This window comes from Paenibacillus sp. FSL H8-0457 (genome assembly GCF_038051935.1).
Taxonomy (GTDB): Bacteria; Bacillota; Bacilli; order Paenibacillales; family Paenibacillaceae; genus Paenibacillus_AQ; species Paenibacillus_AQ lautus_A.
In genome coordinates, this window is the sequence record NZ_CP150293.1 from 2397202 (window position 1) to 2410983 (window position 13782).

Annotated in this window: 9 protein-coding genes; all 9 read left to right on the forward strand. The window is 52.4% G+C overall.

Going from position 1 to position 13782, the window contains the following annotated elements; genetic code table 11:
* Nucleotides 1-57 precede the first annotated feature (57 nt).
* On the forward strand, nucleotides 58-2670 hold the full coding sequence (gene adhE, locus MHI43_RS10440) for a bifunctional acetaldehyde-CoA/alcohol dehydrogenase (protein WP_036665767.1): 2613 nt from the start codon (nucleotides 58-60) through the stop codon (nucleotides 2668-2670).
* 318 nt (nucleotides 2671-2988) lie between these two features.
* Nucleotides 2989-5235 carry a formate C-acetyltransferase gene (pflB, locus tag MHI43_RS10445; RefSeq protein ID WP_036665766.1) on the forward strand — a complete coding sequence of 749 codons (2247 nt, stop codon included), beginning with the start codon at nucleotides 2989-2991 and terminating at the stop codon, nucleotides 5233-5235.
* A 43-nt stretch (nucleotides 5236-5278) separates the two neighbouring features.
* The gene (gene pflA, locus MHI43_RS10450) at nucleotides 5279-6004 is read left to right on the forward strand and encodes a pyruvate formate-lyase-activating protein (protein WP_036665763.1); all 726 of its coding nucleotides are present in this window, start codon (nucleotides 5279-5281) and stop codon (nucleotides 6002-6004) included.
* 223 nt (nucleotides 6005-6227) lie between these two features.
* The gene (locus MHI43_RS10455; RefSeq protein WP_015734431.1) at nucleotides 6228-7586 is read left to right on the forward strand and encodes an extracellular solute-binding protein; all 1359 of its coding nucleotides are present in this window, start codon (nucleotides 6228-6230) and stop codon (nucleotides 7584-7586) included.
* Between the two features lie 92 nt (nucleotides 7587-7678).
* Nucleotides 7679-8563 (forward strand): sugar ABC transporter permease, encoded by an 885-nt coding sequence (locus MHI43_RS10460; protein ID WP_036665761.1) that lies wholly within the window; start codon nucleotides 7679-7681, stop codon nucleotides 8561-8563.
* Nucleotides 8563-9390, forward strand: coding sequence for a carbohydrate ABC transporter permease (locus tag MHI43_RS10465; RefSeq protein ID WP_015734433.1), 828 nt, complete (start codon nucleotides 8563-8565; stop codon nucleotides 9388-9390). The genes MHI43_RS10460 and MHI43_RS10465 overlap by 1 nt, the downstream gene beginning before the upstream one ends.
* A 22-nt stretch (nucleotides 9391-9412) precedes the next feature.
* Nucleotides 9413-11269 (forward strand): sensor histidine kinase, encoded by a 1857-nt coding sequence (locus MHI43_RS10470; RefSeq protein WP_036665759.1) that lies wholly within the window; start codon nucleotides 9413-9415, stop codon nucleotides 11267-11269.
* Entirely contained in the window at nucleotides 11247-12032 is a 786-nt protein-coding gene (locus MHI43_RS10475; protein ID WP_015734435.1) for a response regulator, read from the forward strand. Before MHI43_RS10470 ends, MHI43_RS10475 begins: the two co-directional genes overlap by 23 nt.
* Nucleotides 12033-12127: 95 nt before the next feature.
* A complete protein-coding gene (locus MHI43_RS10480) occupies nucleotides 12128-13768 on the forward strand; it encodes a glycoside hydrolase family 3 protein (RefSeq protein ID WP_036665757.1) in 1641 nt (546 codons plus the stop codon).
* Nucleotides 13769-13782: the final 14 nt, after the last annotated feature.

A 13782-nucleotide genomic window follows, 5' to 3' on the forward strand; every position in this document is an offset into this window, starting at 1 on the left:
CTGTGTTACGATCGAAGCGTAGACAGAAAGAACATGAACCATGGGAGGATGAGAGATATGGCTGTGAGCAAAGGAACAACGGTTGAAGTGAAGGGACAAACGGCAGCAGAGTACATTCAAGGTCTGATCGACAAGGCGAATCGGGCAAAAGAAAAGTTTATGAAACTCGATCAGGAGCAAGTCGACGGAATTGTGCAGGCCATGGCCATGGCCGGACTTGAGAAGCACATGCAGCTGGCGAAAATGGCGATTGAGGAAACGGGCCGCGGCGTGTATGAAGACAAAATCATCAAAAACCTGTTTGCCACGGAGTATATCCACAACAGCATCAAGTACGACAAAACGGTAGGTATCATCGAAGACAATGCCTATGACAGCTTCCAAAAAATTGCGGAGCCGATCGGGATCATCATGGGGATCACACCGGTAACCAATCCGACCTCGACCACCATATTCAAGGCGCTGATCTCCATCAAAACAAGAAACCCGATCATCTTCGGTTTCCATCCATCCGCGCAGGCATGCAGCAGGGAAGCCGCGCTCATCCTGCGGGACGCAGCCGTGAAACAAGGCGCTCCGGCCGACTGCATCCAGTGGATCGAGGCACCTTCCATGGATAAAACCAATACACTCATGAACCATCCGGACGTCGCCTGCATTCTGGCTACGGGCGGATCGGCGATGGTCAAAGCAGCATACAGCTGCGGCAAGCCAGCCCTCGGCGTAGGTCCCGGCAACGTGCCGTGCTTCATCGAGAAGAGCGCGGACCTCGATCAAGCGGTGAACGACTTGATCCTATCCAAGACGTTTGATAACGGCATGATCTGCGCATCCGAGCAAGCGGTCATTATCGAGGAGCCGATCTATCATAACGTGAAGAAAAAAATGATCGCCAGCGGCTGTTATTTCGTGAACAAGGAAGAGCTGGCGAAGCTGACTGCGCATGCCATGGTAGCGGATAAATGCGCCGTCAATCCTACCATCGTCGGACAGCCGGCAGCCAAGATTGCCGAGGCTTGCGGCTTTGAGGTACCGGAAAGCACCAAGATCCTGGTCGCCGAGCTGGAGGGAGTCGGTCCTGCTTATCCGTTGTCCGCCGAGAAGCTGAGCCCGGTGCTGGCCTGCTATAAAGTGAAAGATGCGGAAGAGGGCATCACGCGCGCCGAAGAGATGGTTGCTTTTGGCGGCATGGGCCACTCGTCGGTCATCCACTCGCACAATGAGGACGTCATCCTGAAATTCTCGGATCGCATGAAGACCTGCCGCATCCTGGTCAACCAGCCTTCTTCGCAAGGCGGCATCGGGGATATCTACAACACGAACCTGCCATCGCTGACGCTCGGCTGCGGTTCGTATGGCCGGAATTCCACGTCGTCGAACGTGACGGCCGTCAATCTCATCAACGTGAAAAGGGTGAACCGCAGAACCGTGAATATGCAGTGGTTTAAAGTGCCGGACAAAATTTACTTTGAAAAAGGCTCGACGCAGTATCTCGCCAAAATGCCTGACATCACCCGCGTCGCGATCGTAACCGACCCCATGATGGTGAAGCTGGGATATGTGGAGCGGGTAGAGCATTACCTGCGTCAGCGCAGACTGCCGGTAGCCATCGAGGTGTTCTCGGAAGTCGAGCCGGATCCTTCGACAACGACCGTTGAACGGGGTACGGAGATGCTGGAACGGTTCCAGCCGGACTGCATCATCGCCCTTGGCGGCGGATCGCCTATGGATGCCGCAAAAGCGATGTGGCTGTTCTATGAATATCCGGATACGGACTTCAACAACCTGAAGCAAAAATTCATGGATATCCGCAAACGGGTCTATAAATATCCGAAGCTCGGACGGAAGGCGAAATTCGTAGCCATTCCGACAACGTCGGGAACGGGCTCGGAAGTAACTTCGTTTGCCGTCATCACGGACAAAGTGCAGGGAAATACCAAATACCCGCTGGCAGACTATGAGCTGACGCCGGACGTGGCGATCATCGATCCGGAATTCGTGTACACCTTGCCTAAAACGGCGGTGGCCGATACCGGCATGGACGTCCTGACGCATGCGATTGAAGCCTACGTATCGGTGATGGCTAGCGATTACACGGATGGGCTTGCCATCAAAGCCATCCAGCTGGTGTTCCAGTATCTTGAGCAATCGGCGCTGACCGGCGACAAACTCGCCCGCGAGAAAATGCATAATGCTTCGACGCTTGCAGGCATGGCCTTTGCGAACGCGTTCCTGGGCATCAATCACAGTCTTGCGCATAAATGGGGGGGACAGTACCATACGGCGCATGGACGGACCAATGCCATACTGATGCCGCACGTCATTCGCTACAATGCCAAGAAGCCAACGAAATTCGCGGCATGGCCGAAGTACACCCACTTTGTGGCCGATGAAAGATATGCCGAGATCGCACGGATTCTTGGACTGCCGGCAAGAACGACGGAGGAGGGCGTAAACAGCCTGATCGCCGCCATCCGCGAGCTGAACAGCAAACTCGGCATCGAGGAATCGTTCCAGCAGCTGGGCATCGATCCACAGGACTTCGAGAGAAACGTCGAGCATTTGGCGGACCGGGCTTTCGAAGATCAGTGCACGACCAGCAATCCGAAGCTGCCGCTGGTGACGGAGCTGGCAGAAGTATACCGCAACGCCTTCTATGGACGTTTCTAAACAGGAAAGGGCAGAAGGTAGATCCTAAATTCCATTATAAATGGTGGTAGAAGCCAGGGGAGCCCGGAATCAGAGTGATAAAAATCACGGATTACCATAACTTTGTGATTTTTATCACAGATGCTGCGGATCAACAGGACTACAATAAAGGTGTAGCAGAAAGCTGAATCTCAGATCTTTGATATAGAAGCTTGAAGGCACATGGCGGGACAGAGATGCCATTGATCGTGAAAATAATCACATTTAAGATCTGAGATAGATCAATGTGTGTCCCCGCCAGTACCTGCAAGCTGCAGCATAATCTAGGAGGGATTCAATATGTCGGTGATTGAAAAAGAAGTTGGCTGGAAAGGTTTTAAATCAGGTAAATGGACCAAGCGCGTTGACGTTAATGATTTTATTGCAGAGAATATTACCCCTTATTATGGCTCTGATGATTTCTTGGCGGGACCTACGGACAACACCAAGGCACTGTGGGATATCGTATCGGATTTAACCAAGAAGGAGCGGGATAACGGCGGGGTTTTGGACGTGGATGTCCATACGCCTTCCACCATCACCTCCCACCGGCCCGGCTACTTGGATAAGGATAAAGAACAGATCGTCGGCGTGCAGACCGACGAGCCGTTCAAACGCTCGATTCAGCCTTTCGGGGGCATCCGGATGATGATTGATGCGTGCAACGCATACGGCTTCGAAATGCCGCAGGCGGTTGTGGATATCTTCAACGGCATCCGCAAAACGCATAATCAGGGCGTATTCGATGCTTATACTCCGGAGATGAGAGCAGCGCGTAAAGCCGGGATTATTACGGGGCTTCCCGATGCATACGGCCGCGGCCGCATCATCGGCGACTACCGCAGAGTATCGTTATACGGCGTGGACGCGCTGATCCAGGACAAACTGAGAGAACTCGGCGAGCTTGAAGTGGACGCTATGGACGAGCCGGTGATCCGTCTGCGGGAAGAGCTGTCCGAACAAATGCGCGCCCTCAAGGAACTGAAAGAAATGGCCGGCATGCACGGCTTTGACATTTCCAAACCTGCGAATACCGCGAAGGAAGCATTCCAATGGCTGTATTTCGGTTATTTGGCCGCGATCAAGGAGCAAAACGGCGCTGCCATGTCGCTTGGCCGGGTATCTTCTTTCCTCGATATTTATATCCAGCGGGATTTGGCTGAAGGCATACTGACGGAAGAGAAAGCCCAGGAGCTGGTAGACCATTTTGTCATGAAGCTGCGGATCGTGAAGTTCCTGCGCACGCCGGATTACAACGAGCTGTTCAGCGGCGATCCGACGTGGGTGACCGAATCCATCGGCGGCATGTCGTTGAACGGTGAAACGAGAGTAACCAAGAACAGCTTCCGTTTCCTGCACACCTTGTACAATCTGGGACCTGCGCCGGAACCGAACTTGACGGTGCTGTGGTCGGAGAAGCTTCCGGAGGCCTTCAAAAAATACTGTTCGAAGGTATCGATCGAAACGAGCTCGATCCAATATGAGAATGACGATCTCATGCGTCCGATCTATGGGGACGATTACGGCATCGCCTGCTGCGTATCCGCCATGCGCATTGGGAAGCAGATGCAGTTCTTCGGAGCCAGAGCGAACCTGGCCAAAGCGCTGCTGTATGCAATCAACGGCGGGAAGGATGAGAAATCCGGCGCCCAGGTCGGACCGGAATATCCGGCGATCACCGCTGAGTTTCTGAGTTATGATGAGGTCATGAAGCGCTTCAAGCCGATGATGGAATGGCTCGCGAAACTCTACATGAATACCCTCAACGTGATTCACTACATGCATGACAAATACAGCTACGAGCGGATTGAAATGGCGCTTCACGACCGCGATATCCTGCGTACGATGGCATGCGGCATAGCGGGCTTGTCCGTAGCAGCGGATTCGCTGAGCGCGATTAAATATGCGAAGGTGAAGCCGATACGCAATGAGCAAGGGATTGCGGTGGATTTTGAAATCGAAGGCGATTTCCCATGCTACGGCAACAACGACGACCGCGTGGACGGCATCGCCGTTGAACTGGTCGAGGCCTTCATGAGCATGATCCGCAAGCACAAAGCCTACCGCGATGCCATGCCGACCCAATCGGTGCTCACGATTACGTCGAACGTGGTATACGGCAAGAAGACAGGAACCACGCCGGATGGACGCAAAGCAGGCGAGCCGTTTGCGCCGGGCGCAAACCCGATGCACGGACGCGATAAGAAGGGAGCCCTCGCTTCGCTGACTTCCGTGGCCAAGCTGCCTTATGAGGACAGTCTGGACGGCATCTCGAATACGTTCTCGATCGTGCCGAAAGCCCTGGGCAAAGAAAGCGACATTCGGGTAAACAATCTGGTTGCCATGCTGGACGGCTACTTTGGCAGCAAGGCCCATCATTTGAACGTGAACGTGTTTGACCGTGAGCAGCTGATCGATGCGATGGAGCATCCGGAGAATTATCCGCAGTTAACCATCCGGGTATCCGGCTATGCGGTCAACTTCGTCAAACTGACGCGCGAACAGCAGCTCGATGTCATTAACCGTACCTTCCACGGATCGATGTAAGGATGGAAGACAACCATAGCGGATACAGAAAGGATGACGCACCATGCTAAAAGGTCATGTACACTCCATAGAAACGTTCGGAACGGTGGACGGTCCGGGTATCCGCTTTGTGCTCTTCATGCAGGGCTGCCTTCTGAAGTGTCAATACTGCCACAACCCGGATACCTGGGGACTTCATGAAGGACATGAAATGACGGTGGATGACGTGCTGCGAGAGATAGAGCCCTATCTGTGCTACTACCGGTCATCGGGTGGAGGACTCACCGTTTCGGGCGGTGAGCCGACGCTGCAGTATCCTTTTGTCACGGAGCTGTTCAAGGAAGTGAAGCGCCGCTGGAATTTGCATACGACCCTGGACAGCAACGGGTATAACGAGCCGGATAAAATATCGGAATTGCTGGAGCATACCGACTTGGTCCTCCTTGATCTGAAGCATATCAACGATGAGAAGCACATCAAGCTGACAGGCAAGTCCAATGAAAGGACGCTGAAGACCGCCCGCTGGCTGTCCGACCATGGTCGGAACATGTGGATCCGGCACGTCTACGTGCCGGGCATCCATGACAGCGAGGACGATTTGGTGGGGCTCGGTCAATTCATCCGCACGCTGCGCGGCGTGGAGAAGTTCGAGATCCTGCCATACCATCAGATGGGCGTGTACAAATGGAAGGAGCTCGGCATGGCCTATCCGTTGGAAGGCGTACCTTCACCGTCCGAGGAAGAAGTCGCACGCGCCTACCGGTTGATTGGCGAAATTCCCGAGAAATAGCCGTCGGTTTTGAACTCATTTTAGTTGTATAATATTAAACACAATATGTAATCATTAATAACAATAACCTTTCCTCTTTATGGAAGGGTTATTGTTTTTTGTAGAGGATATTATCCCTTGGATAGAAAAATATCGACCTATCGTAAAGTGGAATCGCTTTCTATAATGAAGATGTAAGGAAAGCGCCTATCAATATACAAACACTTCGGGAGGGTCAAAGACAATGAAGAAAAAGGGTCTGGCATTATTCATGTCGCTTTTGTTCGTCTCATCCACGCTTTTGTCTGCATGCGGCGGCGGTGACAAGGCGGCAGAAAAGCCGTCGGGCGGCTCGGAAGGAACGGTGAGCAATGAGCCGTTTGAAATCACCATTCGCCATACGCAAGTAGGCGAATCCAAGAAGTTCCGTCTCGCATTGCTGAACGATGTGGTCAGCAAAACCGAAGAAGCGGTGCCCGGGCTTAAAATCAAGCTGGACGCTGTAGACTCTGAAGTGAATCGTAAAGAGAAGCTGAGAGGCGAGATGGCTGCCGGCAAGCCGCCGGAAGTATTCGACGTATTCGGAAGCCCCGATGCAGGCGTATATTCCAAAGAAGGCTTGATGCTCGATTTGACCCCGATCCTGGATGAGCTCGGCATAAAGGACAAATTTACGACACTGGACCCGTTCACGCATGACGGCAAGATCTATGGATTGCCGATCGGCGGTTCCATCGAAGGTATTTTCTATAACAAGGATTACTTCGCCCAGAAAGGTCTGAGCGTACCCAAAACGTTGGCGGAACTTGAGCAGATCGCCGAAGCCATCAAGGCCGACGGCAAAATTCCGTTCGCGCAATCTTCCAAGGATGCATGGATTCCGCTCATGACCACGAATAACCTGTGGAGTTATTATGCAGGAGCGGAGGTAACTTACGGCTTCAAGACCGGGGAAACCAAATGGACCGATCCGAAAGTCGTGGAAGGCGTGAAGAAACATCAGGAATGGGTGGAGAAAGGGTACTTCAAAAAAGGCGAGCTCGGCTTTGAATACGCGGACATGAGAAATCAAATCATCACCGGGGAAGCCGTCATGATGATGGACGGATCGTGGGCGAACTCCGTATTTAGAGATCCGGCGCAAGCGGGCGACATGGTCGGCAAGATCGGATATTTCAATTTGCCTCCGGTGAATGAGGGCGACCCTGTCATCGTCATGCAGGACGCTAACAACGGATATGGCTTCTCGGCGGCGGTAGCAGAGGATCCTCGCAAGCTTCAAGCGGTTAAAGAATTCATCAAAAATATGTGGACGGATGAAATGCAGCTGCGCGGGCTTAAGGAAGACGGAGTACTGCCGGCGATGAAGATGGATCTGGAAACGATGAATTCCACGTCGGATGATCCGCTGATGCAGGACATTTTCAAAGGCGTCAGCGAAATCAACAAATCCTTCCCTGCCTTCGATGCGCTTGTTCAAGCCGACGTAAACACGGCGCTGAGCATGGGAATCCAGCAGGTGATCGGCGGCGAGCTCGATGCCGAGAAGATGCTGGAGAATGTTCAAGCAGCACAGGAAGCGGCTAACGCTTCAGAGGAATAACTAAAATTCCAGACGAAAGGGCACCACCCGCTAAAGGCATATGGGGGTGCCCTTTCGCCTAAACAACATCAGACATCAATACGGAGGTTACCATGAACAGAGCGCTGAGAAATCCTCTGATTTACATCGTTTTTGTGCTGCCGGCATTCTTGCTGTTTCTGGCTTTTTTCATATATCCCATCTTCACTGCGTTTGACAACAGCTTTACGAGCTGGAACGGCATCTCCAAAGACGTGAAGTACATCGGGCTCGATAACTATGTGACCGCCCTGAATGACGATGCCTTCTGGAAGGCGGTCCGAAACAATGTCTATTTCATACTTTTTTCCTGCATGATCCAGGTTCCGATCATCGTGGTTTTCTCCCTGCTTATCGCCAACGTCAAACGTTTGAAGGGGCTGTATAAAACAGCGGTTTTCGCACCTTCCATCATGTCGACGGCTGTCATCGGCATTTTGTGGGGATTCATCTACAATCCGGACTTTGGCCTGATGAATGAGATGTTGGGATTGGTTGGCATCGAGCCGATCTACTGGCTGTCGGATCGCAAATGGGCCATGATCGCCATCTTGATTACGAACGCTTGGCAATGGACCGGCTTTTACATTGTGATGGTGCTTGCCGCAATTCTGTCCATTCCCAAGGAGCTTGACGAGGCTGCGGCGATTGACGGAGCGACAGGCGTCCAAAGGGCTACCAAAATCACGCTTCCATTAATAATGCCAATTATCTCCGTTGTGATCATGCTTTCGATTGCGGGAGCCATGAAAGCCGCGGACATTATCCTGGTTATGACCAAGGGCGGGCCGGCCGGCTCCACCGACGTTATGGCAACATATATGATTCGATACGCGATTACGAGTTTCAAGCATGGCTTCGGCAATTCGATCGCCGTGTTGATTTTCCTTTTCACGATTATCGTAACGGTGCTCTACCAGGTGCTGATCGCCAGACGCAACGAAAGGATTGAATACTGATGAGGGCACTAAAGAAACTGATTCCGCACATTTTCCTGATGGCTTATTTGCTCGTCATCCTGTATCCGTTCCTGTTCGTCCTGTTCTCATCCGTGAAGGTGGATAACCAGTCCATTGCAACGAACCCGTTTGGATTGCCAAGCACGTTGGTGTTTGATAACTACGTGAACGCTTGGGTGAGCGCCAAGATCAGCACGTATTTCTGGAACAGCTTATACATCGGCGTGCTGTCGGCCTGTCTATCGATCCTGTTTGCTGCAATGCTGGCTTTTGCCGTGACGCGGATGAGATACAACCGGATCAGCGCGATCATCTTTCAATGTATTTTGATCGGGATGCTGATCCCGAATAACTCTCTCTTGCTGCCGATATATGGCATCATGAGGCAGCTGGATATTCTGAATACGCATATGGCCCTGATTCTGCCCTATGTTGCCAATGCCATCCCGTTTTCCGTGATTATTCTGGCCGCCTTCATGCGGTCGCTGCCCGGTGAAATCGAGGAAGCCGCGGTCATAGACGGATTGAGGTCCGGAGGCTTGTTTGCTAGAATTATCTTACCTCTGACCGTTCCGGCTATCGTTACCGTATTCATCATCAATTTCCTGGGTAACTGGAACGAATTCTTGCTTGCTAACTACTTCCTTTCGAATGATGAACTGAGAACGCTGCCTGTCGGAATGGTCGGTTTCAGGGACGCTTACAATATGAACTACGCCCAGATGTCGGCGGGGATCGTATTCAGCGTGCTGCCGGTCCTTATCATCTATGCCGTTCTGCAAGAGAAAATCATTGAAGGCGTCACCGCAGGAAGCGTCAAGGGGTAATACGAGGAGCAGGAGCATGCGTATGAATTTGCGGAACAAACTATTCACGGCCTTTTTAGGGCTCATTATTATTCCGTTATTTGTGCTGGGCCTATTTACATTCTTTATTACCTACAACTCGATTGAGGAAAAGTACAGCCAGCAAGCCGAATATTCGCTAAAAGCGATCAGCTACAGCATTTTGAACGTGTTCAAGGAGATGGAGTACGTCACGGATAACGGGATTGCCACCTCCGTCTTCGCAATGGCCCTGAATGCCAAGGATCCCGATGCGCAGAACCTGATTAAGGAATCCAATGCAGACCAGCTGAAATTGAACGACAGGCAGCGAAGCTTTCGCAATCTCCTCTATAATCACCCTGCCATCAGTTATGCGTTTCTATATCATTTCAACAAAGAATCAGCACCCATTCCGATATTCAGCAAAGAGGATTTCAGGACGCTGCCTTATGAGCAGTTTAAGAACAGTCCCTTATATGAAGAGGTTGTGAAGCTGAACGGGATTCCCAAATGGCTGGCTCCGCACGAATTTCCGGAACTGACGGGGGCGGATCCGGTGTTTACCCAGATCAGGCTGATAAAAGACGTCACGACGCTCCGCAAGCTGGGAATTCTCGTCGTCCAGATCAAGAGATGGGAGTTCGAGGAGATTTTCCGCAATCTGACGCTCCCTAACAACCTGCAGAACACCTCCTTCATGCTGGTCAACAATGAAGGCTTCATTCTGTTTGACCCGCAGAACGGCATGGATGGTCAAAATATCAGTCAATACATGAAGCGTGACGTTGAGTTTAAGCAAGGCTATCAAAGCTTCAAAGCCAAGTTTAACGGCAAAGAAAATATCGTTTCCATTTATCATCTGAACGATTATGGCTGGAATATCGTCTCGGTGACCGATTGGAACTCGCTGTCGCAAGAGGTAACTTCCTTTGCCAAATGGTTTTTTGTCATCATGGGGATCTGTCTGGTTACCGCGATTGTGTTCAACCGCCTGTTCATGAACCGGATTACCGGCACGATTGCCGTCATCGTGCGGTTTATGCGCCGCGTGGAGGATGGGGATTTGAATGCCAGAGTGGAAGAGAAGGGCGAGGATGAGCTTCTGCTGCTGTCGAAAGGGTTCAACAATTTGATGAACCGGATCAACAATCTGTTCGCGCAGATCAAGAAGGAGCAAAGGCAGAAGACCGATGCGGAAATGCGCGTGCTGCAAGCACAGATCAAGCCGCACTTCCTGTTTAACACGTTGGAGTCGATCAATGTCCTTGCGGTCCAGAATGAAGGGCGCAAGGTCAGCGAGATGGTGTACCGGCTTGCCAGCATTTTGCGGATCAGCATACAGGACAAGGAAGAAATTACGCTGGATGAAGAAATCAAGCATCTTCAAAGTTATCTTGAAATCCAAAAGTTTCGGTTCGAGGATCTGTTCGAATACGAAATCGACGTGCCGAAAGAGCTTATGCACAGCCGCATCCTGAAGCTGACGCTGCAGCCCCTGGTGGAGAACAGCATCCAGCATGGCTTCGAGGGAATTTCCTATACGGGATGGATACGCATCTCTGCCTGGAAGGAGCTTGGCAATGTCGTGATCCGGGTGGAGGACAACGGACTCGGCATGACGTCTGAGCAGTTGTCCATGTTTGAGTATATGGTGTCCGAGGATGGCGTACCCGATCAGACGACGCTGCAGAATCTGAAAGTAAACCAGGAACGGCGGGGACTTGGACTGCGAAGCGTGGCCGATCGGCTTAGAATTCAGTACGGCCCTTATTATGGGCTGTTCATATGCTCCAGCCGCCCCGGCGGCACCGTTATACAATGCGTCATACCCAATTATGACAGGGGGGAAGGGCAGCATGCTGAAGGCATTATTGGTTGATGATGAGGCTCCCATCCTGAACAATCTCAGCAAGGTTCTGCCTTGGGAAGAGATGGGCATGAAGGTGGTCGGACTTGCCCGCAGCGGGATGGAAGCCCTTGAAGTAGCGGATCAGTATAACCCGGATTTGATTCTGTGCGATATCCGGATGCCCGTCATGGACGGGCTGACCTTCATTACGAAGATCCGGGAGAAAGGAAGCCGGGCAGAAATCTTTTTGCTGACGGGTTATCAGGAATTTGAATACGCCCGTGAAGCGATCAAGCTGGGGGTTAAGGATTATATCAGCAAGCCGATTCATTACGGGGAGCTTGAGATGAAGATTCGGGAGATCGGGGAGGAAATCCGCAAGAAGAGGGCGAAAGAAAAGTATTACAATACCGTTTCGCTGATCGACGAGGCTCCGAACCCCGAAGCCGTAAAGAAAACGCCCGAACAATTGGTATCGTCTGCCCTGGAGTACATCAACACCCACATGGGACAGGACTTGGGGATCGAGGAGCTTTCGGAGCATCTGGGCATCAGCTCCAGTTATTTCTGCTTGCTGTTCAAGAATCATGTCGGTCTTACCTTCGTGGAGTATTTGACGAGACAGCGGATGGAGGCGGCCAAATTCCTGTTAGTGAACAGCGACAAGAACATTGCACAGATCGGTTCCTTTGTCGGTTATCATGAGAGGCGGTATTTTACCAAGGTATTTCAAAAGGCTACCGGCATGACGCCATCCGAATTCCGGGAAATGTCCGGGGAGCCGAGTCTCTGAGTCTTTGATGGGACGAAAGCAGGCAGATAATCATCAGGTCTTCTACTTCCGACTTGCGGCGTCCTCTAAATTGATAGAAAGTAGGTTTGGAATCAATGAAATGGACGGCAGCAGATTTAACGCTAGAGCAAAAGGTAGGACAAATGTTTATATGCGGCTTCAACGCATTGACGCCGAATGAGCATGCCAACATACTGATCGAACAATTTCAGGTGGGGGGCATCTGCTATTTCCGCCGGAATGTGAAGACGCTGCCTCAGCTTGCCGAGCTGTCGGCATCCCTGCAGCAGCTCGCTTCGGGCAGCCAACCGTTTCCGCTTCTGATCTCGATTGATCAGGAGGGCGGCATGGTCGCACGAATCGATCATGAAGGCATCAGCCGCATTCCGGGCAATATGGCGCTTGGAGCAGCGGGCAGCGCAGAGGATGCCTACAGGGTGGCGCAAATCGGGGCGCGCGAATTGCGTTCGCTCGGCGTGAACATGAACTTCGCGCCTTGCCTCGACGTCAACAACAATCCGCGCAACCCGGTTATCGGCGTGCGCTCCTTCGGCGAAGATCCCCATGCCGTTGCCGAGCTCGGGACTGCGGCGATTAAGGGTTATCAGGAAGAAGGGGTGTCCGCTACAGCCAAGCACTTCCCGGGGCATGGCGACACCAGCGTCGATTCCCACCTGGGGCGGGCATCCGTACCGCATGATTTGGAACGGCTCCGCAGCGTTGAACTGTTCCCTTTCGCACAAGCGATCAAGGACGGCGTCGATGCCATCATGACGGCTCACGTCAGTTTCCCGGCCATTGAGCCGAGTGATCTGCCTGCAACGCTTTCTCATGCTGTATTAACGGGGCTGCTGAGGGAGGAAATGGGCTTCGAAGGTTTGATCGTGACGGATTGCCTCGAGATGCATGCGATCTCCAAGGAGCACGGCATTCCGGAAGGTGCGATCCGCGCGATCGAAGCAGGTGCGGACTGCGTGCTGGTCAGCCATACGCTGTCGGAGCAGACGGCAGCGATTACGGCGGTCATCGAGGCCGTCCGCGGCGGGAGACTCCCGGTAGAGCTGATCGACAAAGCCGTTGATCGGATTTTGGCGCTCAAACAACGTAATGCGAAACTCGCTGAAGAGCTTCCCGTCCACCCGATTGGCGAGGTTGCCGAAGAGACCAAACAGCTGCTCGCTCAAATCGCAGGCAGGGGAATCACGCTGGTAAAAGACGAAGGGCAGCTGCCTCTTAAGCCGGAGCAGGCGGTTGCCGTAATCTGGCCGGAGCTGCTTCAGGCGACCCAGGTCGACGAAGCATGGAGCAAGAGCTACACGCTAGGGGATGCCCTGAGAAGTTACGGCGTGCAGGCAGACGATCTGCGCGTCGGGACGGATATGTCCGACGAAGAGGTAGAGCAGGCCGTTAAAGCGGCGGAAGGATATAAGCAGATCGTGGTGGCTACGTACACCTCCGAGAGCCGTCTTCCACAAGGTCAGCAGAAGCTTGTAAGCAGGCTGAGCGAGCTTGAGGATGTAACGCTCGTTATCGTCGCAACCCGCAATCCGTACGATATCAATGATCTTCCGCCAGTTCCCGCGTATTTGTGCAGCTACGAGAATACGCCTTACTACATGAATGCCGCCGCGGGTGTATTGGTTGGCAAAGTTAGGCCTGAGGGTAAGCTTCCGGTAGGGATCAGCAAGACCTATCCTCTCGGCTGGACCGGTAATCAGGACTATGTCAATAATTAAATAATGGTTGCTCA